This window comes from Devosia sp. SL43 (assembly GCF_021729885.1).
Lineage (GTDB): Bacteria > Pseudomonadota > Alphaproteobacteria > Rhizobiales > Devosiaceae > Devosia.
This window is the reverse complement of sequence record NZ_CP063401.1, coordinates 2,136,770-2,157,500: the sequence shown is the minus strand read 5'-3', so window position 1 is coordinate 2,157,500 and position 20,731 is coordinate 2,136,770. Positions and strand designations below refer to the sequence as shown.

19 protein-coding genes, 1 tRNA gene and 2 rRNA genes (1 of these 22 only partly in view) are annotated in these 20,731 nt (G+C 61.8%); 11 read left to right on the top strand and 11 right to left on the bottom strand.

What is annotated here, in order from left to right; genetic code table 11:
* The 3 genes from IM737_RS10580 to IM737_RS10570 all read left to right on the top strand — a co-directional run.
* A 23S ribosomal RNA gene (locus IM737_RS10580) occupies nucleotides 1-1,632 on the top strand; it begins 1,089 nt to the left of the window's first position.
* Nucleotides 1,633-1,763: 131 nt separating this feature from the next.
* Nucleotides 1,764-1,879, top strand: a 5S ribosomal RNA gene (gene rrf, locus IM737_RS10575).
* A gap of 112 nt (nucleotides 1,880-1,991) precedes the next feature.
* Nucleotides 1,992-2,498 carry a hypothetical protein gene (locus IM737_RS10570; protein WP_236893855.1) on the top strand — a complete coding sequence of 169 codons (507 nt, stop codon included), beginning with the start codon at nucleotides 1,992-1,994 and terminating at the stop codon, nucleotides 2,496-2,498.
* 16 nt (nucleotides 2,499-2,514) lie between these two features.
* On the opposite strand, the gene IM737_RS10565 is transcribed toward IM737_RS10570, so the two are convergent.
* Together IM737_RS10565 and IM737_RS10560 are read right to left on the bottom strand one after the other, a co-directional pair.
* A complete protein-coding gene (locus IM737_RS10565; RefSeq protein WP_236893854.1) occupies nucleotides 2,515-3,030 on the bottom strand; it encodes a GNAT family N-acetyltransferase in 516 nt (171 codons plus the stop codon).
* Between the two features lie 24 nt (nucleotides 3,031-3,054).
* A complete protein-coding gene (locus IM737_RS10560) occupies nucleotides 3,055-3,873 on the bottom strand; it encodes an alpha/beta fold hydrolase (protein ID WP_236893853.1) in 819 nt (272 codons plus the stop codon).
* 120 nt (nucleotides 3,874-3,993) lie between these two features.
* Between IM737_RS10560 and IM737_RS10555 the strand changes: the two genes are divergently transcribed.
* The 4 genes from IM737_RS10555 to IM737_RS10540 all read left to right on the top strand — a co-directional run bounded on the left by IM737_RS10555 (nucleotide 3,994) and on the right by IM737_RS10540 (nucleotide 9,586).
* Nucleotides 3,994-6,147: a mechanosensitive ion channel domain-containing protein gene (locus IM737_RS10555; RefSeq protein ID WP_236893852.1), complete on the top strand. Its 2,154-nt coding sequence runs from the start codon at nucleotides 3,994-3,996 to the stop codon at nucleotides 6,145-6,147.
* Nucleotides 6,148-6,284: 137 nt separating this feature from the next.
* Entirely contained in the window at nucleotides 6,285-7,496 is a 1,212-nt protein-coding gene (locus IM737_RS10550; RefSeq protein ID WP_236893851.1) for a lytic murein transglycosylase, read from the top strand.
* Between the two features lie 301 nt (nucleotides 7,497-7,797).
* Nucleotides 7,798-8,808 carry an alpha/beta hydrolase gene (locus tag IM737_RS10545; RefSeq protein ID WP_236893850.1) on the top strand — a complete coding sequence of 337 codons (1,011 nt, stop codon included), beginning with the start codon at nucleotides 7,798-7,800 and terminating at the stop codon, nucleotides 8,806-8,808.
* A gap of 139 nt (nucleotides 8,809-8,947) precedes the next feature.
* Complete coding sequence (locus tag IM737_RS10540) at nucleotides 8,948-9,586, top strand: nucleotidyltransferase family protein (RefSeq protein ID WP_236893849.1); 639 nt, start codon at nucleotides 8,948-8,950, stop codon at nucleotides 9,584-9,586.
* Here the strand turns inward: IM737_RS10540 and IM737_RS10535 are convergent.
* The 4 genes from IM737_RS10535 to IM737_RS10520 form a co-directional block, all read right to left on the bottom strand.
* On the bottom strand, nucleotides 9,583-10,005 hold the full coding sequence (locus IM737_RS10535) for a VOC family protein (protein ID WP_236893848.1): 423 nt from the start codon (nucleotides 10,003-10,005) through the stop codon (nucleotides 9,583-9,585). The genes IM737_RS10540 and IM737_RS10535 overlap by 4 nt on opposite strands.
* Nucleotides 10,006-10,087: 82 nt before the next feature.
* Complete coding sequence (gene bfr, locus IM737_RS10530) at nucleotides 10,088-10,573, bottom strand: bacterioferritin (RefSeq protein ID WP_236893847.1); 486 nt, start codon at nucleotides 10,571-10,573, stop codon at nucleotides 10,088-10,090.
* Nucleotides 10,539-10,850: a (2Fe-2S)-binding protein gene (locus tag IM737_RS10525; protein ID WP_442874124.1), complete on the bottom strand. Its 312-nt coding sequence runs from the start codon at nucleotides 10,848-10,850 to the stop codon at nucleotides 10,539-10,541. Before IM737_RS10525 ends, bfr begins: the two co-directional genes overlap by 35 nt.
* 218 nt (nucleotides 10,851-11,068) lie before the next feature.
* On the bottom strand, nucleotides 11,069-12,454 hold the full coding sequence (locus IM737_RS10520) for a GGDEF domain-containing phosphodiesterase (protein WP_236893845.1): 1,386 nt from the start codon (nucleotides 12,452-12,454) through the stop codon (nucleotides 11,069-11,071).
* 157 nt (nucleotides 12,455-12,611) lie between these two features.
* Between IM737_RS10520 and IM737_RS10515 the strand changes: the two genes are divergently transcribed.
* Both IM737_RS10515 and IM737_RS10510 read left to right on the top strand, forming a co-directional pair.
* Nucleotides 12,612-13,421: an alpha/beta hydrolase gene (locus IM737_RS10515; protein ID WP_236893844.1), complete on the top strand. Its 810-nt coding sequence runs from the start codon at nucleotides 12,612-12,614 to the stop codon at nucleotides 13,419-13,421.
* Between the two features lie 88 nt (nucleotides 13,422-13,509).
* A complete protein-coding gene (locus IM737_RS10510) occupies nucleotides 13,510-14,805 on the top strand; it encodes a tetratricopeptide repeat protein (protein ID WP_236893843.1) in 1,296 nt (431 codons plus the stop codon).
* Nucleotides 14,806-14,808: 3 nt separating this feature from the next.
* Here the strand turns inward: IM737_RS10510 and IM737_RS10505 are convergent, their stop codons facing one another.
* Nucleotides 14,809-15,504, bottom strand: a complete 696-nt coding sequence (locus IM737_RS10505) for a DUF599 domain-containing protein (RefSeq protein WP_236893842.1) — start codon at nucleotides 15,502-15,504, stop codon at nucleotides 14,809-14,811.
* A gap of 107 nt (nucleotides 15,505-15,611) precedes the next feature.
* The gene (locus tag IM737_RS10500) at nucleotides 15,612-16,649 is read right to left on the bottom strand and encodes an aldo/keto reductase (protein ID WP_236893841.1); all 1,038 of its coding nucleotides are present in this window, start codon (nucleotides 16,647-16,649) and stop codon (nucleotides 15,612-15,614) included.
* A gap of 215 nt (nucleotides 16,650-16,864) precedes the next feature.
* On the opposite strand from IM737_RS10500, the gene IM737_RS10495 reads away from it, so the two are divergent.
* Nucleotides 16,865-16,941 (top strand) — tRNA-Met (locus IM737_RS10495).
* Nucleotides 16,942-17,043: 102 nt separating this feature from the next.
* Here the strand turns inward: IM737_RS10495 and IM737_RS10490 are convergent.
* Genes IM737_RS10490 through IM737_RS10480 form a run of 3 tightly spaced genes read right to left on the bottom strand, consistent with a single transcriptional unit; the run spans nucleotide 17,044 to nucleotide 18,556 of the window.
* A complete protein-coding gene (locus tag IM737_RS10490) occupies nucleotides 17,044-17,799 on the bottom strand; it encodes an SDR family NAD(P)-dependent oxidoreductase (protein ID WP_236893840.1) in 756 nt (251 codons plus the stop codon).
* On the bottom strand, nucleotides 17,796-18,158 hold the full coding sequence (locus IM737_RS10485; protein ID WP_236893839.1) for a c-type cytochrome: 363 nt from the start codon (nucleotides 18,156-18,158) through the stop codon (nucleotides 17,796-17,798). Before IM737_RS10485 ends, IM737_RS10490 begins: the two co-directional genes overlap by 4 nt.
* Nucleotides 18,155-18,556, bottom strand: a complete 402-nt coding sequence (locus IM737_RS10480) for a host attachment family protein (protein ID WP_236893838.1) — start codon at nucleotides 18,554-18,556, stop codon at nucleotides 18,155-18,157. The genes IM737_RS10485 and IM737_RS10480 overlap by 4 nt, the downstream gene beginning before the upstream one ends.
* 388 nt (nucleotides 18,557-18,944) lie before the next feature.
* On the opposite strand from IM737_RS10480, the gene IM737_RS10475 reads away from it, so the two are divergent.
* Nucleotides 18,945-20,618, top strand: coding sequence for a Na/Pi cotransporter family protein (locus IM737_RS10475; protein WP_236893836.1), 1,674 nt, complete (start codon nucleotides 18,945-18,947; stop codon nucleotides 20,616-20,618).
* Nucleotides 20,619-20,731: the final 113 nt, after the last annotated feature.

Sequence of the window (20,731 nt, the reverse complement as noted above, 5' to 3'; positions counted from 1 at the left end):
AGATGTACCGGGTCTAAAACTATGCACCGAAGCTTAGGGTTTACACTTATGTGTAAGCGGTAGCGGAGCGTTCCGTAAGCCTGCGAAGCGGTACCTGTGAGGGGCCGTGGAGGTATCGGAAGTGCGAATGATGACATGAGTAGCGACAAAAAGTGTGAGAGACACTTTCGCCGAAAGTCCAAGGGTTCCTGCGCAATGCTAATCAGCGCAGGGTTAGTCGGCCCCTAAGGTGAGGCAGAAATGCGTAGCCGATGGGAATCACGTTAATATTCGTGAACCAGGTGGTAGTGACGGATCGCGCAGAGCGGTATCCCCTTATTGGATTGGGGGTGCAGTGAGCCGGTTCCTGGAAATAGCTCCACCAACATTGACCGTACCCTAAACCGACACAGGTGGACTGGTAGAGTATACCAAGGCGCTTGAGAGAACTATACTGAAGGAACTCGGCAAATTGCATGCGTAACTTCGGGATAAGCATGACTTCTACGAGGGCAACCTTGTAGGAGTGGCACAAAAGAGGGGGTGGCGACTGTTTACTAAAAACACAGGGCTCTGCGAAGATGCAAATCGACGTATAGGGTCTGACGCCTGCCCGGTGCCGGAAGGTTAAATGGAGGGGTTAACGCCCTGAAATGAAGCCCCGGTAAACGGCGGCCGTAACTATAACGGTCCTAAGGTAGCGAAATTCCTTGTCGGGTAAGTTCCGACCTGCACGAATGGCGTAACGACTTCCCCACTGTCTCCAGTATAGACTCAGCGAAATTGAATTCCCCGTGAAGATGCGGGGTTCCTGCGGTCAGACGGAAAGACCCCATGCACCTTTACTATAGCTTTACGCTGGCATTTGTGTCGGCATGTGCAGGATAGGTGGTAGGCTTTGAAGCAGGGACGCTAGTTTCTGTGGAGCCGCAAGATGAGATACCACCCTTATCGTCATAGATGTCTAACCGCGGCATAACAGTGTCCGGGACAGCGTATGGTGGGTAGTTTGACTGGGGCGGTCGCCTCCCAAAGAGTAACGGAGGCGCGCGATGGTGGGCTCAGACCGGTCGGAAATCGGTCGCTGAGTGCAATGGCATAAGCCTGCCTGACTGCGAGACTGACAAGTCGAGCAGAGACGAAAGTCGGTCATAGTGATCCGGTGGTCCCGCGTGGAAGGGCCATCGCTCAACGAATAAAAGGTACGCTGGGGATAACAGGCTGATAATGCCCAAGAGTCCATATCGACGGCATTGTTTGGCACCTCGATGTCGGCTCATCACATCCTGGGGCTGGAGCAGGTCCCAAGGGTATGGCTGTTCGCCATTTAAAGTGGTACGTGAGCTGGGTTTAGAACGTCGTGAGACAGTTCGGTCCCTATCTGCCGTGGGTGTAGGAATATTGAGAAGAGCTGACCCTAGTACGAGAGGACCGGGTTGGACGAATCTCTGGTGGACCTGTTGTGGCGCCAGCCGCATTGCAGGGTAGCTAAATTCGGACGGGATAACTGCTGAAAGCATCTAAGCAGGAAGCCTCCTTCAAAACTAGTATTCCCTTGAGAGCCGTGGAAGACCACCACGTCGATAGGCCGGGTGTGGAAGCGTAGCAATATGTGAAGCTTACCGGTACTAATAGCTCGATTGGCTTGATCGTTCTCATTAATCTATGTCCGCATAGATTGTGATTGTACGATCGGTTAGATTACACTCGATCAACACTCCTTGCATGGGAGAGTGTTGGTCCTAAATACAAAAACCAGAATTCACCCGTATGTTTTTCGCTGACCTTGTGGTTCTTGCGAGGAGCCCAAGACCCGATCCCATCCCGAACTCGACCGTCAAATTCCTCTGCGCCAATGGTACTAAGTCTCAAGGCTTGGGAGAGTAGGTCGCTGCAAGGTCTGCCAAAAACATACGGTCTCGTTACAATGTCGAAAGAAATTCAAAACCCCTCACCGGAAACGGTGGGGGGTTTTGTCGTTCTGGAGTTTGATGGCGGAGGTTGCGCGGAAAATGACCGAGTCTGAGCTTCAATCCGACTGCAGCCAGTGCGTGGGGCTGTGCTGCGTGGCGCTGTCCTTCGACCGCTCCGATCGTTTCGGGCATGACAAGGTGGCCGGCGAACCCTGTTACCATCTCGACGCAGCGTTTCGCTGCTCAATTCATGCCCGCCGTGAGGCGCTCGGCTATGATGGCTGCGAGGCATTCGAGTGCCTGGGCGCCGGACAGCGGGCAACGGCAGTGTTCGCAACGCGGAATTGGCGCCGCGATCCCGCCGTCGCGCGCCAGCTCTATGGACGGTTCGCCTTGTTGACCAAGTTGCAGGAGATGCGGCAGGCGCTGATGACGGCAGTCGATCTCGAGCTGCCCGGCAATCTGGACGGCGAGCGGCTCAGTCTCCTGGAGCGGATCATCGTGTTGGCCGACGGACATGACGAAAACATAGACAGTGCGGCCGCTGCCGTGCTGGCCCAGGCAAAGGACTTCCTGCGGCGACTGGCAGATGTGGTGAGCGTCTAGGCGGGGTGCCTGTCGGTTATAGCAGCAGCGACGGCGCCAGGCGTGCCATCAACACGATGTCCTCGAACCTGCTATCGATGAAGCGGGCGCTGCGTTGCCGGCCCTCGTGTTCGAAACCGAGGCTTTCGTAAAGGCGAATGGCGCGCTCGTTGCTGGCGTGGACGCTGAGTTCGACGCGCGACAAATCTACTGCGTCGGCGGCCGCCAGCGTCCTGGCCAGAAGCTGGCGGCCGATGCCGCGCTCGCGCCAGGGTGGAAGCAGACCCATGCCCATGGTGCCGACATGGCGCTTGAAGTCGCCTTCCCCGCGAACAATGTCGCACCAGCCGACCAGTGACCCGTCGACAATGGCCACAAATTGCGGATTGCCCTTCTCGATGTTGTTGCGAACGAAGTTGGCGGCACCCTCAAGCGTCGGGCCTTGCGGCGTGCTGAGGTAGTGCCGTTCACGCGCGACGGCGTCGACCGCGGCGCGAAATGCGCCAATGTCCTGTTCGCGGATGGGGCGAATCTCGATGTTGGGTGCAGTCATCGTGTCTACCTGTGGTGAACGCGTTCAGGATCGCGCTGCAAGGAAGTCGAGTAAAGCCGCGTTGAACACAGCAGGGCGCTGAAGCGGCGCGAAATGGGTGACACCGTCGAGCGTGACCAGCCGGGCGCCGGGAATGGTTGCTGCGAGATAGGCCGCGTGTTCGGGGCGGATGAATTCGTCGCCGGTGCTGTGGACAATGGTGACGGGGACGCGGATGGCGGCCAGATCGGTGGCGGAATAGTTGGGCTCGGTGCGTTGCATGCTGCCGACGGCTTCGACGAAGGCGTCGAAATCATCCGGCGTCGCCGAGAGGGCGGCATAGTCCGCCTTGTGGCGGGCAAAGCAGTTGTCGATCACCGGCGTTGGCACAAAGGGTAGTGTCCCTGACGGGTCCATGTTGCAGGCGAAGAAGAAGACGCCGCTGACGCGTTCTGGATGCTGGTCGGCCAGCACAAGGGCAGTGCAGGCGCCGTCGCTCCAGCCGATGAGCGCGGCGGTCGCAATGTCGAGGCTGTCCATGACCGCGAGCACGTCCGATGCGAGTAGGTGGTAGGTGTAGCGTTGATCATCGCGCGTGCTGCGGCCATGGCCGCGCGTGTCGACGACGACGACCCGGTAGCCGGCCTCGCGCAAGGGTCGGATCTGGTGGCCCCAGTTGCCGGCATTGCCGAGACCGCCATGCAGCAGGATGACCGTCGGGCCGCTGCCAAACGAGGCGTGCCAGATGCTTGCTCCGGCATGATGGAGGCTGCCCACGACGGCATCGGCGGGCAAGGGCGTGGCACCACTATGGGCAAATAAGGCCAGATCGTCATCGGTGAAATCGGCATTGATGGTGGTCATGGGCAATCCTCTCGATGCAACGCATGGGTTGAACGATCTTGTCGCCTCAGCGTATCCACATTCGACAGCCATGACGTGGGCTGTTTCAAAATTCCCTTTTTGCGGTCGCAGGGTCATTGCATGCGTATTTTGTTCATTTTCCTGGCCTTGATGATGTGGCCGCTGACAGCGTCGGCACAGGTGCCAGTTCCGGTCGAGGCGCCCGCCAGCTCGGATGCCGATATCGAGACGCTGGTGCGGATCCTCGAAAATGACCAAACGCGGGCGCAACTGATCGAGCGGTTGCAACAGACCGCGGGAGGCGAGGCGCCGATTGAGGAGCCGGGCAATGACCTGAGCATCGCGCGGCAACTGGCGGAGTATACGCGGGCGGTGGCCGAGGGAACGGCGGCGACGCTGCGCGAGCTGGGGCAGCTATCAGTGGATTTGGGGCAGGGCATTGCCGGCGCCGGCAACGCCGATTTCGACGCGCTGCGCGACGCAGCCATCGGCGTGGTGCTGACCGGCGTGGCCCTGATCGGCAGCTTTCTCTTCCTGCGCATCGTGGTGCGGTGGCTTCAAAAGGGAATCGCGCGCCGCGTCGCGGGGCGGGGCTGGATGCTGCGCATTGCCGGTGCGTTGGGCGGGGCGGGGATTGATGCCGGCTCGGTGCTGCTGGCCTGGGGCATCGGCTATGTGCTGGCGCTCAATGTGATCGGGGGGCGCGATGGTGCAATGGGCATCAACCAGTCGTTGCTGTTGAACGCGTTCCTGTTCGTCGAGATGACCAAGATGGTGGTGCGCTCAGTGCTGGCGCCGCATGCCGAGCCGTTGCGACTGCTGCCGATCAACGACAGCAATGCCGCCTATTGGTCGTTCTGGCTCGGGCGGGTGATTTCCCTGCTGGGCTATGCCTTCATGTTCGTATCGCCACTGGTGGCGGCCAACCTGTCGCTGGCGACGGGCGGCGGCATCCAACTGCTGGCGATGGTGACGGCAGTGATCATCGGCATCATCGTCGTCATGCAGAACAAGCAGCCAGTGCGCAACCAGCTGGCGGCATGGGCGCATCGGCGCGGCGACGACAATTACGGCCGCTTCATCATGGCGGCGGGCCAATACTGGCACATGGTGGCCATTGCGTATCTGCTGGCATTGCTGGTGGTCTGGGTCACCAATCCGGACCATGCGCTGCCCTTCATGATCGGCGCGACGATACAGACGGCGATCGCCATTCTGGTCGGCGTGCTGGTGGTGGGGTTCATCTCGCGGTTTGTCGGCATCGGGCTCAAGCTGCCCGACGACATAAGGCAACGCCTGCCGCTGCTCGAGGCGCGGCTCACCACCTTCGTGCCGACGATGATGAATATCGTGCGCTGGGTGGTGGTGGCTGCAGTGCTGGTCGCCATTGCGCAGGCTTGGGCGATTTTCGACTTCGTCGGCTGGATCTCGAGCGAGCAGGGGCAGGGCGTTGCCGGTTCGGCGATTTCGGCACTGCTGATCGTGGTCGCCTGTATCGTCGCCTATGTGGTGGTGGCGTCGTGGGTGGAGTATCGGCTCAACACTACGATCAACATGCCGACGGCGCGCGAGAAGACGCTGCTGAACCTGTTCAAGAATGCGTTCACGGTGGCGCTGGCGGTGTTCGGACTAATGCTGGCTCTGGGGCAGATCGGGGTCAATATCGCACCACTGCTGGCGGGCGCCGGTGTCATCGGCCTCGCCATCGGTTTCGGCGCGCAGAAGCTGGTGCAGGACATCATCACCGGCATCTTCATCCAGTTCGAGAATGTGATGAATGAGGGTGATGTGGTCGAGGCGGCGGGCAAGGCGGGCGTGGTGGAAAAGCTCACCATCCGCTCGGTGACGATCCGCGACATGAGCGGCACGGTGCATCTGATCCCGTTTTCGTCGGTCGACCAGGTGTCCAACATGGTGCGCGGCTTCTCGTTCTATGTGGCCGAGTTTGAAGTGTCGCGTGACAGCAATATCGAGGAGGTCAAGCAGGCCATGCGCGATGCCTTTGCGCAGGTGATGGAGACCGAGCACAAGGACGTGATCCTGGACGATCTCGATCTGCAGGGACTGATCGCGATCACCCCGGCCTCGATGAGTCTGCGGGCGCGCATCAAGACGCTAGCCGGAAAACAGTGGGGGCCGGGCCGGCTCTATAGCGAACTGGTGATGCGGATTTTCGACGATCGCGGGATTTCGACGCCGACGCCACGGGTATCCTACATACCGGGTCCGAGCGGCGGGCGGCTGCCGGCGGTGGGTGAACCGCCCTTCGCCTGACCGTTTTGTGATCGGTCGGGCGGTTTGCCTTAAGGCGATCTTAATTTGGTGGGTTAAAATAGTGATACGCGCGCCTGTTGCGGCACAGCGGCGCATTTGTTCGTGACTGAAGTATCCGCGTATCACGAGGCCCCGTCATGGTTTTGCTTAGCGGCAAATCGTTTTTCCGTCGCCTGTCGGCGCTGGCTCTGGCCGGCCTGCTGAGCCTTGGCGCGGTTCTCCCATCCTTTGCCAACAGCGCCGATTTCGTGCGCGGGCTGTGGCCCTTGGCCGAGGCCAAGGGCGTCAGTCGCTCGGCCTTTGAATCGGCCTTTGCCAATTACCGCTATCTGCCCAAGGTGATGGAATTGACCGGCAAGCAGCCGGAATTCTCGCAGACGGTGCAGCAATATATCGATCGCCGGGTGACGGCGGGGCAGGCGCAAAAGGGCCAGGCGATGCGCGCCGAGTGGAACCAGACGCTGACCGGCGCGACGCAGCGCTGGGGCGTGCAGCCCGAGATCGTGCTGGCCATCTGGGGCATGGAAACCAACTACGGTGGCTTCATGGGTGGTGAGCACACTATCCATGCTTTGGCCACGCTGACCGAGGGTGGCTATCGCGCCGACTTTTTCCGCGACGAGCTGCTGACGGCACTGCGCATCATTGCGGACGGTCATGTAAGCGCCGATAACATGATGGGGTCATGGGCCGGTGCGATGGGGCATACCCAGTTCATGCCATCGAGCTTCATGCGCTATGCGGTCGACTACAATGGCGACGGCCGCAAGGATATCTGGAATTCGGTGCAGGATGCGCTGGGCTCGACGGCCAATTATCTCAACAGCTTCGGCTGGCGGCCGGGTGAAACCTGGGGCTATGAGGTCAAGCTGCCGGCCGGATTCGATTTCGCCCGGGCGCGGCAGATGGAGCGGGCGCCGTTGAGCCAGTGGCAGGCCATGGGCATCCAGCGGGTGTCGGGCCGGCCATTTCCGCGGGCCAACGATACCGGGCGGCTCTATATGCCGGCGGGGGCCAATGGTCCGGCCTTCCTGCTGCTGCCCAACTTCGATGTGATCAAGCGCTACAACAATTCGGATAGCTATGCCCTGGCCGTGGGCCATCTGGCCGACCGAATTCTGGGTGGCGGCAATTTTGCGACCCCTTGGCCGGCGGGCGATTATGCGCTCAGCAAGGCGCAGCGGGCAGAGCTGCAGACGCTGCTCGGGCGGGCGGGTTTTGACGTCGGTTCGCCCGATGGCGTGGTCGGCCCGAAGACGCGGGCTGCTGTGCTGGCCTACCAGGCGCGCATGGGTCTGCCGGCCGATGGCTACATCTCGGGACGCCTGCTCGACACGCTCAAGCGTTAACCTGTCGTTAACCCTTCGGGTTCAACCTGACGGGGCTTAAGTAGAGGGCAGGCTTGTTTCCGAGGATTGGAAGCGCCTGCCCTCGCCCATTTCCGCTGCTCGATATTGCCGTGAGGGCGGTCTGCAAATATCGCTGTTCTGCGCTTCCGGTGCTCACGTACATAACGTCGGCTCCGCTCCGGTTCTCGAACAGCGCCATTTTCGACTCGCCCTGACGGCAATCTCATCGCGCGGACGCCGACACAAAATTCTCCATTTCTGCCTGTATGAAACTGTTCTCCCCAAGCTAGATCGTATGCCCATGTCCCGTCTTGTTTTGCCGTTTCGTCGTGCCGCGCTGGCGGTTTTGTTGTTGCTTGCTGCGCTAAACACGCCGGCTTTTGCGCTGTCCGTGATGGATCCGTTCAACCTGCCCGCGGCCATGGATAGCGGCACCACTAAGGTGGGTGACGGCATTGCCTATGCTGATGGGCCTCGCCACCGGCTCGACGTCTATGCGCCAGAGACGCGCGGGGAAGCAGCCCCGGTGGTTTATTTCATCTATGGTGGCGGCTGGAACCGGGGCGAGCGCAGCGACTACCAGTTTGTCGGAAGGGCGTTGGCCTCACGCGGTTTCGTCACCGTCATCGCCGACTACCGGCTGGTGCCCGAGGTGACCTATCCGGGCTTTCTCGAAGACAATGCCAATGCGCTCAAATGGGTGCAGGACAATATCGCCAACTATGGCGGCGATCCGAACCGGCTGTTCCTGGCCGGGCATTCGGCCGGCGCCTACAATGCCGTGATGCTGGCGCTCGACCCATCCTTCCTGCGCGACTATGGGGTCACTATGCCCATCCTGGGCGTCGCGGCCCTGTCGGGACCCTATGATTTCTACCCGTTCGAATATGGCGAAGTGCAGAACGCCTTTGGCACCGCGTCCAACCCGCAAGGCACCCAGCCGATCAACCTCGTGACCTCCGATACACCGCCGATGTATCTGGCGACCGGCACGACCGATCCGATCGTGCGAATGCAGAATACCGAGCGCTTTGCCCAGAGACTGAAGGATAGCGGCGTGTGGGTGACGACGCGGTACTATGAGGGTTTCGGGCACATGGAGCCTGTTATCGCCATGGGCTCGCTGTGGCGCTGGCGCGCGCCGGTGCTCGACGACATGGTGGCATTTTTCCAGATGTTCGGCGCGTTTCCGAGCGGCGTGCCCTATGTGGCGGTGGCGCCCGATCCGCCGGAACAGTTGCCGGATTCGATCGCGCCGATGGACCAGATCATCGCCCAGATGAATTCGATGTTCCAGCCGATCGAGAACTAGATGCGATCTAGCCAGAGCAACTCGCTTACAATGTCATTCCCGCGAATTGCGGGAATGCGTCTTTCAAGCGATGGACAACCAAGAATGGATTCCCGCCTGCGCGGGAATGACGCGTGGCTTGGGAAGCGGTCTCGACAAAATGGACGCCGGCCCTACCATCATCCGCATGATCAACCATCTCAGATTCGCCGGGGCGGACCCCGCTACCCAAAGGCAGGCGCTGGAAGGCATTATTCGCGATGAGCCGGTGTTGATGGCCGTGCTGACGCGGCTGCGAGCGCTCGAGCTACCGGACGCGTTGCTGTGTTCTGGTGCCATCTACAATACAGTGTGGAACGTGCTTACCGGTCGCCCAGCCCTGACCGGCGTCAAGGATGCCGACGCCGTCTATTTCGACGACAGCGATCTCAGCTACGAGGCGGAGGATGTGGTGATACGACGCGCCCAGGATACATTTGCCGACCTGCCGATTCCGGTCGAAATGCGCAACCAGGCGCGGGTGCATCTGTGGTTTCCGCAGAAGTTCGGTTCGCCCTATCCCCAGCTGCACGAAAGCGCCGAGATGCTGGTAAACTTTGCGTCCAGAACGCATGCGGTCGCAGCTCGGCTGGAGGCCGACGACAGCATGTCTATTTTCAGTCCGTTCGGGCTCGACGATATTTTTGCCTTTCGGGTGACGCCCAACCCCAAGCTTGATAACCGCAAGACCCACGAAACCAAGGGCGCGCGGGCTAAGACCGTCTGGCCCGAGCTGACCGTGGTTCCCTGGCCCGTCTAGGGTTCTGTTGGAACAGGGTTCATTTCCACCGAGGCTGCCGAGCGTTTGACCGGGCCGTGGAAGACCGCCTCGATGTTGTTGCCATCAGGATCGAGCACGAAGGCGCCGTAGTAGCCGGGGTGGTAGTGGCGCTCGCCGGGCGGTCCGTTGTCGGTGCCACCGGCTTCGAGCGCGGCTTTGTAGAATGCATCGACCATGGCCCGATCCCGGGCCTGGAAGGCCAGGTGGATATGGGTGGGAATGGTTTTGGCGTCGGCGGCGTCGACGAAGAGTTCGTCGACCTGGAACCAGCCGTCGCCGGATTGCTCGATCCTGACGCCGAGCGCACCGAGCGCGGCGGCATAGAAATGGCGGGTGTTGGCGACGTTTCTTGCCCTCAGGTGGACATGGTCGATCAGGCGTCCGGCGTGCCAGGTCATTGATGTCTCCGAGCTGGGTTAGAACAGAGCGCAAAACAAAGCCGCCCGGAACAGGTTCCGGGCGGCTTGGTATGCAAAAGGCTTATTCGGCTTCGTCGGCGGAGGCTGAATTGAGTTGGCCGTATTTTTCGACGCCAATCTTGTCGAGCAATTCGAGCTGGGTTTCGAGGAAGTCGATGTGACCTTCCTCGTCGGTCAGCAGGGCCTCGAACAGGTTCTTGGAGACATAGTCGCCCAGCTGTTCGCAGAGCTCGCGGCTGGCTTTGTAGGCAGCGCGGGCGTCGTACTCGCCGGCCAGATCGGCCTCGAGCACTTCCTTGATGGTCTGGCCGATTCGCAGAGGCGCGACGCGCTGCAGGTTCGGATGACCTTCGAGGAAAATAATGCGCTCGATCAGGCGATCGGCGTGATGCATTTCTTCAATGGATTCGGCGCGTTCCTTGGACGCCAGCTTCTTGAAGCCCCAGTCGTCGAGAAGACGGTAATGGACCCAATACTGGTTGACTGCGCCAAGTTCGAGGAAGAGGGCTTCATTAAGCCGCTCGATGACTTGTGCTTCGCCTTTCACGACGTACTCCACTCTGCTGTTTCTTGAGCTTTTCCAGGCCAATCTGGAATTCGACCAGGTCGGCCGGAGGATTGGCTTGCTGCGAGTGGTAGTTTTCGGTGACGCGGACGATAATGTCCACCACATTCGGCACGCAGCCGCCGCATTTGGCGCGGCGCTCGAGCTCATTATAGACCTTGGCCGGGACCACCAGCTGCCACGGATCGGCGCGCAGCAGATCAAGGACGATGTCCTCAATCTCCTTGGACGTGATCATGTTGCACTGGCAAACGAGCATGGGTGCGGAACTTGGTCAGAAGGGGCTTGCTGAGGCGCATAAAGCGACCACATTAGGTGAATGTCAAGGTCATGTAATGTCACGTCCCTAACGGGACGCGTCATTCCATGGCCGCGCTGCGGCTGCGCCGCGCTTGCGGTCAAGTGTCCGGTGGTAGCGGTAAGGTCAGGACTTGGCCGCGCTGCGGGAGCGGGCAGAAGTCAGGTGGTAGAGGTAGGTCAAGGTTTTGGTCTTGCGTCCAGCCATTGCAGGAGGAGGTCGGAGGGCATGGGGCGGGCCATGAAGTAGCCTTGGCCTTCGTCGCAGCCCAGTTCGCGCAGGTGGGCATAGGCGTGGGCGGTTTCGATGCCTTCGGCGCAAACCCGGAAGCCCAGGCCCTGGGCGATGCTGATGACGTGGCGCAGCAGGAAATCGTCGTCGCCTGGTTCCTTCAGCGGACGCACGAAGGACTGGTCGATCTTGAGCACATCGGCGGGGATGCGCGCCAGGTAGGACAGGTTGGAATAGCCCGAGCCGAAATCGTCGAGCGCGACGTCGATACCAGCCTCGCGCAGCCGGCCCAGTTGCTGGACGGCGCGGGCAGAATTGGTGGCGAGCGTGCCTTCGGTGAATTCGAGCTCGATATGGCGCGGTTCCAGCCCGGCGGTATCGCAGCGATGCAGCAGCACGTCGTCGAAGCCGGCCTCGGACAGGTTGACCGGCGAGGCGTTGATCGAGACCCGCATTGTATGGCCAGCGTCGAGGAACTTGCGGTTCTGCGTCATGGCGCTGCTCATGACCCAGTCGGTCAGCGGGCCGATCAGCGCGGTCTGCTCGACCAGCGGTATGAACTCGGCAGGCGAGATCGAGCCCAGATCGGGATGGGTCCAGCGCAGCAGCGCTTCCGCGCCATGGCAGCGGCCAGTCTGCAGGTCGATGCGGGGCTGATAGTGCAGTCGCAGCTGGTCGGGCGAGGCAAGAGCGGCGGGGAGATCGGCGAGCAACCTGAAGGCGCGAAGGTTCGCCGCATCGGACTGGTGATTGTAGAATGCGATGCCATTGTCGGCGCGGCGACTGTCCTGGGCAGCAACCAGGGCGGCGCGCAGCGACTCGGCGGCGCCGCGCTGCGCATCGAGCGGCAGCAGGCCGATGCCGACCTGGGACTTGATCGGAATCGCGTTGACAGAGATGGAGCCAGAAAAGGCTGCAGCAATGGCAGAGGCGACGAAAGGGTAACGCGTCTGATCTTCGACCGGGACGGCGAAGATGAAGCTGAGCACACTCACATGATAGACGGTGGTCTGGGGCGGCAGCAAATCTGCCAGCTGACGCACGCCGGCACGAACAAAGTCTTCGGCAAAGGCCATGCCGAGCGCGCGCAGGATCTCGTTGTAATGCTTGGCGTCGGCAAGGGTCACCAGTATGAGCATAGTGTCGCCCTCGCTTGCAGCGAGGTCGGTAAACTGGTCGATGAATTGCAGGCGATTGGGCAGGCGCGTGACATGGTCGTAGCGGCCAAGCTCTGCGAGGAACCGGGCGTCGAGACGATCCTGTACGGCAGCGGTTCCGCTGCCGGCCAAGGTCTCATCCGCCATATTGGTCTTGCGCCTTGCCTGCTGGCTCACGCGACCGTCCCCCCAGGCCCCGTTCGAGGGCCAATGTCGGACAATCTGCCCGAGCAGGCCTTAAGCCTCGGTGAATCCATACGTATCAGTGCGATGAGACGGAAACATTGTTACCGGTTTTTGCGTATCTTCGAGCGCAAATCAGTCCGGGGCCGCTATGGCGATATCCATTCTCAGCATCATCAACGTTCTCAGCCCCAAGGATGGCGGGTCGCGCAAGGTCGCGCGGGACGTTCCCTATGGGGCGGCGGCTCGTCAGAAGCTCGATATCTACGCGCCGCGCGACGCGGTTGGCCCTTTGCCTGTGGTGTTCTTCGTCTATGGCGGCTCGTGGAGCGATGGCGATCGGCGCAACTACGATTTTGTTGGGCGGGCGCTGGCGGCGCAGGGTTTCGTCACGGTCATTGCCGACTATCGCCTGCTGCCCGAGGTCGAGTATCCCGAATTCCTGGAGGATTGTGCCGAGGCCTTTGGCTGGGTCGCGGAGCATATCGGGCAGTATGGCGGTGACGCGCAGCGTATGGCACTGATGGGGCATTCGGCGGGGGCGTATAATGCAGCGATGCTGGCGCTGGACCCAGCCTATCTCGCTGAGCGAAACCTGCTCGGACGGGTGCGCTGCCTAGTGGGCCTTTCTGGGCCGTATGACTTCTTTCCGTTCGATGGCCCGATAACGCTGCGGACCTTTGGCGCCGTGCACGAACCGACGACGACGCAGCCGATCAACCACGTGACGGCAAAGGCTTCGCCGATGTTCCTGGCAACTGGTGACAAGGACACGCTGGTCTACCCCCGCAACACCGTGGCGCTGGCGGCGCGGCTGCGCGCGGCTGGCGTTGATGTGTTGGAGCGGCACTATGAGACCTTGGGCCATCCCGGTACGCTGCTGGCGCTGGGGCGTCCGGCGCGGGGCATTGCGCCGGTATTGGCCGACGTGGCCGACTATCTGCAGAGCCAGCTCGGCTGAGCCAAGCATTTTCCCTGCTGCTGCCGTCTTGCTCCGCAGGCGGGGTTGGATAGAGTGTGCGCGCGGCAGGGGCGCAGGGAGAAAGCTCATGATCGAATTGAACGGCACGATCGGGAGGGCCCGCCGGTGGACCGGCCTGTTGCTCGCCCTGAGCGCATCCCTGGTCGCCACGCCTGTTCTGGCCGCAGCATTCGACGACTGCGCCGCCCAGGCGGCAAGCCAGTATGAGACAGGATTTGCCGATATCGGTCGGGAGACCTGGGAGATCGACACCGATGCGGCGATCGCCGCCTGTACCACCGCACTCGAGGCTGAGCCCAATTCGGCCCAGCTCAAGGGGTGGCTGGCCCGTGCCCATTTCGCCGCCGGCGACACGGCGAGCGCCATAACACTGTTCGAAGAGGCGGCTGCGGCAGGCAATCCGCTGGCGCTGGCGATTTTTGGCGACATGCTGATCACTGGCGACGGTATCGATGTCGATATGGAGCGCGGTGCGCGGCTGCTGACGCAGGGCGCCGAAGCCGGCTTCGCGCTGGCGCAGAACAGCCTCGGTCTCAGCTATGATTTCGGCGAAGGCCTGACGCAGGATTATACGCAGGCGGCGCGCTGGTATCGCGCGGCGGCCGAGCAGGGCATGAGCAAGGCGCAGTCCAATCTGGGCCTGATGTATCAGGAAGGGCTGGGCGTGCCGCGCGACTATGTGGCGGCGGCAGCGTGGTTCGAGCGCGCGGTGGCGCAGGGCGATGCTTCAGGCCAGGTCAATCTGGGCAAGCTGCTGCAGGACGGGTTGGGTCAGCCGGCCGACGCCAAGCGGGCGGCGGACCTCTATCAGCTCGCCGCCGACCAGGGCGACATGTATGGCCAGAACAATCTGGGTTTCCTCAAGGAAAACGGGCTGGGCGTGGCCGCCGATATCCCATCGGCCGCAGCACTCTATCAACAGGCCGCCGACCAGGGCCTGCCGCTGGCCAAGCACAACCTGGCGCTGCTGTATGAAGACGGGCGCGGCGTCGAGCAGGATTATGCCAAGGCGCTGGTGCTCTACAAGGAAGCGGCCGAGGGCGGGGAGATGCGGGCGGCGGTCAATCTGGGCCTGCTCTATCTCGATGGCAACGGCACCGATGTCGACTATGACGAGGCGCTGAAGTGGACGCAGCTGGCGGCCGATAACGGCCAGCCGATCGCGCTCAACAATCTGGGCCATATCTACGAGAATGGCCTGGGCGTGGAGAGCGATATCCAGGCTGCGGTCGACTATTATCAACTCTCGGCCGATCAGGGCTATGAACTGGCGGCGGACAATCTGGCGCGCATCCTGGCGGCCAGCGGCGGCGATGACGGGACGACAGGCGCCGATGACGGCACCAAGATCAAGACGAAGTAGCGTCTAGCGCGAACGCTCCTGCTGGCGCCGCGCCGCGATGACGGCAGCCGATGCGGCGGTGCGGTGCGACGAGGAGAAGAACTCGCGATAGGCCAGTATGCCAATGGTGACCAGGCACACCGCGATCGGCAGCCATTCGGAAACGAACCAGGCAACGGTGGCGACCGAGAAATAGTAAGCGCGGATGCCGGCGTTGAAATTGCGGGCACCAAGCGCGTTCATCGCCGTGATGGCATCGATCTCCGGCTCGGAAATGGCGCCGCCGCGCTCCATGGCGCCCAGCATGATGCAATAGTGGTTGAACTGGCGCAGGGACAGCGTGAAGGCGAAGAAGGCCAGCACGAACATGGCCAACATGACCACCAGATGCAGCTGCACATCGAGCACGGTATAGACGCGCTCGAGCGACAGGGAATCGAGCGCTGCCATCAGGGCCGGTACCTGTCCGAAGACGGCGAAGATGGCGAGGATCAGCAGCACGGCGGTGGAGGCCAGAAAGCTGACCGAGCCCATGATGTTGCCCGACAGGATCGCATCAAACGGGCTTTCCCGTACCGCGGCATTGGCCACCCAGCGGCGGCGCTGCATGTTCATGATCGAGGACAGCGACGGCCGCAGCTTTTCCACCTGCGGCACGATGATGTTGTAGGCGAAGTAGCAAAATAGCGGGAAGAAGGTGGAGATGAGTGCGAACGACATTCTATGCCCCGCTATAGACCTACCGCTTGATAACCCACGGCGTCATTCCCGCGAAGGCGGGAATCCACTCTTCAACCGGTGAGTTGGCGAAGAATGGATTCCTCTCGTCAGATCGGCCGCGGATAGCGGCGGTGGATGGCGTCGATGCCGGCGAGCACCTCGGCGGAGAGCGTAACATCGACCGAGCCGATGGCGGTCTTGAGCTGGTCGATGCTGGTGGCGCCAATGATGGACGACATCATGAACGGGCGGGTCAGAGTGAAGGCGATGGCCATCTGGGCCGGGTCGAGGCCATGCTGGCGGGCGAGGTCGAGATAGGCGGCGATCACGGGCTCGGAGTGCTCGTTGAGGCGCCAGAACGATTTCTGGTAGTCCAGACGGCTGCCCTTGGGCACCGCTCCGTTCTGGTATTTGCCGGTCAACATGCCGCCGGCGAGCGGCGAATAGGCGAGGAGGCCGACCTGCTCGTGGTGGCTGAGTTCGGCCATGTCGAGATCGAACTGGCGACGCACGAGATTGTATTCGTTCTGCACCGAGGCGACGCGCGGCAGCCCCTTGGCCTCGGCGATGCGCAGCCATTGGGCAATGCCCCAGGTGGTCTCGTTGGACACGCCGATATGGCGAATCTTGCCGGCTTTGACCATCGCGCCGAGGCCTTCGAGCATGTCCTCGATATTGGCGAGCACGTCCGCTGTGTCCTGGGTATGGGGGGCGTAGTCCCAGTTGCCGTCGAAATTATAGCTGCCGCGCGAGGCCCAGTGGATCTGGTAGAGATCGATATAGTCGGTCTGCAAGCGCTTGAGGCTGGCATCGACGGCCAGCGCGATAGTCTTCGCATTGGCGCGGGTGTTGTCGCGCAGGAAGTCGACACCCCCGCCAGCGATCTTGGAGGCGAGGATCCACTTGTCGCGCTTGCCGGTCCTTTTGAACCAGCTACCGATGATCTCCTCGGTGCGGCCCGAAGTCTCAGGGCTGCGCGGCACGGCGTAGAGTTCGGCCGTGTCCATGAAGTTGAGCCCGGATTCCAGCGCCAGGTCGATCTGGGCATGGCCCTCGGCCTCGGTGTTCTGGCTGCCCCAGGTCATGGTGCCCAGGCAGATTTCGGTAACCCGCAGATCGGTGCGGCCAAGCGGCTTCAGTTTCATGGGAAAGCTCGGAGCTGGTATGGAAGTTGGCGGCACACTAACCCATGCCAACAAAATTGGTAGGTCGGGCAGGCGCTAAAATTGCTTCGTCAAAAAACCGTCACGCAGTGCCGTTTTGGGGTTGAGCTATCCGGTGCGACCACCTATATACCCCTCACGTTCGTGGCTCAGGCCGCAGCGATGACGGCAAACCCGCCATTGTTATCAACGTTTGTCGCGGGATGGAGCAGCCCGGTAGCTCGTCAGGCTCATAACCTGAAGGTCGCAGGTTCAAATCCTGCTCCCGCAACCAAAAAGCCCCAGTTAAGCCAAGTGCTTAGCTGGGGTTTTCCTTTTGCCGCCAGTTTCTGACCGAGCCGCTGGAGCTGGAGAGGTTATGCAGCACCAGGCCGGCTTATGGCGCCACATAGCCTCCATCGACGAGATGGTAGCTGCCGGTGATGAAGGAGGCTTCGTCCGAGAGCAGGAAGCAGGTGAGCGCTGCAACTTCCTCCGAACGGCCGAGCCGACCGATCGGGTGCATTGCGGCGATAGCGCCGAGCGTCGCGGCGTCGAGGTTTTTTGAAAGCAGCGGGGTATCGATGAAGCCGGGTCCAACCGCATTGATGCGAATGCCCTTTGCCGCATATTCGATGGCCGCGACCTTGGTGAGGCCCAGCACGCCGTGCTTTGCCGCGACATAGGCCGAGGCATTGGCGAAGCCGACCGAACCAAGGATCGACGCCATGTTGACGATGGCGCCACCTCCGGCCTGCAGCATGGCCGCAATCTCGTATTTCGTGCAGAAGAAGACCGAGTTGAGATTGACGTCGATTACCTTCTGCCAGCCATCGAGCGGATAGTCGGCAGTCTGCGCGCTGGGGCCGCCAATGCCGGCATTGTTGACCGCCAGGTGCAGCGCACCATAGGTACGCACCGCAAACGATACCAACGCGTCCACTTCTATTGGATCGGCGACATTGAGCTCAAAGGCGGCCGCCGTTCCTCGCGCCTGTTCGATGGCGTGCACGACCCGCTCCGCACCGGACAGGTCCATGTCGGCCACCACGACCTTGGCTCCCTCTCTCGCCAGTTGCAGCGCCACCGCCTCGCCTATGCCGGAAGCACCCCCGGTAACCAGGGCGACCTTATCCTCAAATCTGCTGCTCATTGGCTTGGTCCTTGCTGTTGATCGGCTTCGACCGAGTGGGGCTCGAGCGTCTTCAGATAGGCGATGATCGCCGTTGCCTGTTCGGGGTCGAATTCAAACTGCGGCATTTCGGGATGCGCCGTCACAATGCCTTCGACGAGCGCCTCGGCGAGGTCCTCGACATCGTACCGCAGGTAGAGTTCCCGAAATCTGGGTGCGATGGGCAGCGGGCTGTCGCCGGTCATTTCCGTGGCGTGGCAGTCGGTGCAGTACATCTGCACGAGGGCTCGCCCCGCGACGACCGGATCATCGGCAAGAGTTGGGACAGCCGAGACAGTTACCAGCAAGAATGCCCAGGACGGTATGCTGAGCCGGTTCATGCTGATGCGATCGCGCTCTCGACCTCGGTCATGGAGTGTCCTGTCAGGTCCTTGGCGATCTCGCCCTTGAGCTGGGCCGTCAGTGCCTTGTGGTAATGTTTGCGCATCTCGCCGAGCGCGCGCGGCGCAGCAATGATGACCAGCCCATCGATGGCGCCGCTGAGCGCCTGCTGGTTCAGATAATCGACGATCCCCGCCGAAAATCCGTCCTCATCGGCCTGGCCATGATCGGGATTGCCCGAACTGCTCTGGTGCCCGCCACTGGTGCCGGCGCTGTTTTCGATGGTCCGGCGCGGCAGAACCTCGAGCTGCATGCCAGCCTCGTCGCCTGCGTTGCGGAACAGGTTGAGCTTTTCGCCGTCGGCAACGGCAACTGTCGTGCCCTTTGCAAGCATCATGGGACGTCTCCTGGTGGTTAGCTGTACGATGCGGGTCGGCGAGAATCGTCGGATCACACGATGCTGCCGTCGTAAGGATCGAGCAGTCAGGTGACTCCTCATCCCGCCTCACCACAGCGCACCACGCCGCGAATGGTTGCGTGAGCATCGCAGCCGTTGCACAGGGCTGCATTGTCCCAGATCAAAAACCACCTCACGAAAGTGGCGGTGGGTTAGGCGTCAGAATCCGTGTGGTCTGGTCTGGGGCCAACGATGGCATCGTCTCGGTGCCGTCGCTGATCGTCGGTCGGTCTTTCCGTTTTCGATCAATGACTTGATCTGTCATAAAAGCGGTCGACAGTTGGCGTGACAGGCGTACACTCGTTCCGTACTGCTTCGTCGAGGAAACATGCATTCCACCATCCAATTGATCGACCTGCTTGGCGCCGGCGCGTTGCTGCTCTGGGGCCTGCGGATGATCAAGACCGGGGTGATGCGGGCGTTCGGGGCGTCGCTGCGGCTGTGGATCGCCAGGGGCACCGGTAACCGCTTTACCGCAGTGCTGTCGGGCATCGTTGCCACGCTGGCGCTGCAATCGAGTACGGCGACGGCGGTGATAACCGCGTCCTTCGCGTCCAACGGCGTGATCAAGCCGCGCATGGCGCAGGCGGTGATGCTAGGCGCCAATGTCGGGACGTCGATTGCCGCCGTTATCCTGTCGCTGGATGTGCACTGGTTCGGCTCGGCGATGATCCTTGTTGGCGTCATGGTGTTCTCGCTGAGCAAGTTCACGCGCGGCAAGGGTGTCGGGCGAGCCATACTGGGGCTCGGGCTGATGCTGCTGGCCTTGCAGCTGGTCGGCAATGTGACCGAGCCGCTGCGCCAGTCCGAAGTGATGATCGCCATTCTGAGCGGGCTCCGCGATGCGCCGGCCTTTGCGCTGATATTGGCAGCTGTCCTGGCGTTCGTTGCCTCATCGAGCCTGGCCGTGGTCCTGTTTGTGGCGCTGCTGGCGTCGGCGGGTATCGTTTCGGCGCCGCTGGCGGTGACGCTGGTGGCGGGGGCCAATCTGGGTGGCGCCATTCCACCGCTGCTGGCGGTCCTGCGCGAGGGCACCGAAGCCCGCCGGCTGACGCTGGCCAACCTCGTCGTGCGGGCAGTTGGTGCCATTCTGCTGACCAGCCTGGCCGGGCCTGCGGCGGGACTGCTGCAAGCCGTGCTGCCCAACGGGTCGGCACTGACCATCGCGGCCCATATCGGCTTCAATCTTGCCCTGCTGGTGCTGTTTCTGCCGCTGCTCGGGCCGATTGGTCGCTTGGCGGCTTTGGCCATTCCGGAACCCAGCTCACCGGAACGCGGCACCAACTATCTCGATGACAGCGTGCTGGACACGCCGACGATCGCGCTGGCCGCAGCTGCGCGCGAGACGTTGCGCGTCAGCGACATCGTGTTGCGCATGCTGCAGGGGAGTCTGGAATCCCTGCGCAAGCCGGGCTCTGCGGCGCGCAGTGCCATTTCGGTGCTGGATGACGATGTCGATGCCCTCAACCAGGCCATCAAGCTTTACCTGACCCGGCTCGACCAGACCGAGCTCGACGAAGACGATGCGGTGCGGTCCGCTGAGATCATGGGTTTCGCCATCAACCTCGAACATGTCGGCGATATCGTCGAGGGCGGGTTGTGCGAAGCCGCGGCCAAGATGGGCAAGCGTAAGCTCAGCTTCTCGCCCGATGGGCTGGCCGAGATCGTCGCACTCTACGAAAAGACGATCAGTAACATGCAGCTCAGCCAGACCGTGTTCATGACGGGCGATGCGCAACTGGCGCGCCAGCTGGTGGCGGCCAAGGTCGATGTCCGGCGCCTTGAGGCCCGGTCGGCCCAGGCCCATATCCAGCGGGTGCGGGAGCGCGTGCCGGCTTCGGTGGAAACCAGTTCGCTGCACCTGGATCTGCTGCGCGACCTCAAGCGCATTACCGCCCATCTCGCGTCGGTGGCCTATCCCATCCTTGAGACCAAGGGCGAACTCGACGAAAGCCGCCTGCGGGATGCTGTGCCGTTGCAGGCCAAGATTGTTCCGGAATAGCGAGCTTGGGGGGCTCAGCGTGCTGCGGGAGGTCTATGGGCCGGACTGTGGTCTATCCCGATCCGGTGTCAGGCACGCCGGTGGTCACGCCGCAATAGACGGCGGTGCGGTTT

Excerpts from the sequence above, each read along its gene's own strand:
- IM737_RS10570 (WP_236893855.1), top strand. The coding sequence starts at position 1,992 with ATGACCGAGTCTGAGCTTCAATCCGACTGCAGCCAGTGCGTGGGGCTG.
- IM737_RS10565 (WP_236893854.1), bottom strand. The coding sequence starts at position 3,030 with ATGACTGCACCCAACATCGAGATTCGCCCCATCCGCGAACAGGACATT.
- IM737_RS10560 (WP_236893853.1), bottom strand. The coding sequence starts at position 3,873 with ATGACCACCATCAATGCCGATTTCACCGATGACGATCTGGCCTTATTT.
- IM737_RS10555 (WP_236893852.1), top strand. The coding sequence starts at position 3,994 with ATGCGTATTTTGTTCATTTTCCTGGCCTTGATGATGTGGCCGCTGACA.
- IM737_RS10550 (WP_236893851.1), top strand. The coding sequence starts at position 6,285 with ATGGTTTTGCTTAGCGGCAAATCGTTTTTCCGTCGCCTGTCGGCGCTG.
- IM737_RS10545 (WP_236893850.1), top strand. The coding sequence starts at position 7,798 with ATGTCCCGTCTTGTTTTGCCGTTTCGTCGTGCCGCGCTGGCGGTTTTG.
- IM737_RS10540 (WP_236893849.1), top strand. The coding sequence starts at position 8,948 with ATGGACGCCGGCCCTACCATCATCCGCATGATCAACCATCTCAGATTC.
- IM737_RS10535 (WP_236893848.1), bottom strand. The coding sequence starts at position 10,005 with ATGACCTGGCACGCCGGACGCCTGATCGACCATGTCCACCTGAGGGCA.
- IM737_RS10525 (WP_442874124.1), bottom strand. The coding sequence starts at position 10,850 with ATGCTCGTTTGCCAGTGCAACATGATCACGTCCAAGGAGATTGAGGAC.
- IM737_RS10515 (WP_236893844.1), top strand. The coding sequence starts at position 12,612 with ATGGCGATATCCATTCTCAGCATCATCAACGTTCTCAGCCCCAAGGAT.
- IM737_RS10510 (WP_236893843.1), top strand. The coding sequence starts at position 13,510 with ATGATCGAATTGAACGGCACGATCGGGAGGGCCCGCCGGTGGACCGGC.
- IM737_RS10505 (WP_236893842.1), bottom strand. The coding sequence starts at position 15,504 with ATGTCGTTCGCACTCATCTCCACCTTCTTCCCGCTATTTTGCTACTTC.
- IM737_RS10500 (WP_236893841.1), bottom strand. The coding sequence starts at position 16,649 with ATGAAACTGAAGCCGCTTGGCCGCACCGATCTGCGGGTTACCGAAATC.
- IM737_RS10490 (WP_236893840.1), bottom strand. The coding sequence starts at position 17,799 with ATGAGCAGCAGATTTGAGGATAAGGTCGCCCTGGTTACCGGGGGTGCT.
- IM737_RS10485 (WP_236893839.1), bottom strand. The coding sequence starts at position 18,158 with ATGAACCGGCTCAGCATACCGTCCTGGGCATTCTTGCTGGTAACTGTC.
- IM737_RS10480 (WP_236893838.1), bottom strand. The coding sequence starts at position 18,556 with ATGATGCTTGCAAAGGGCACGACAGTTGCCGTTGCCGACGGCGAAAAG.
- IM737_RS10475 (WP_236893836.1), top strand. The coding sequence starts at position 18,945 with ATGCATTCCACCATCCAATTGATCGACCTGCTTGGCGCCGGCGCGTTG.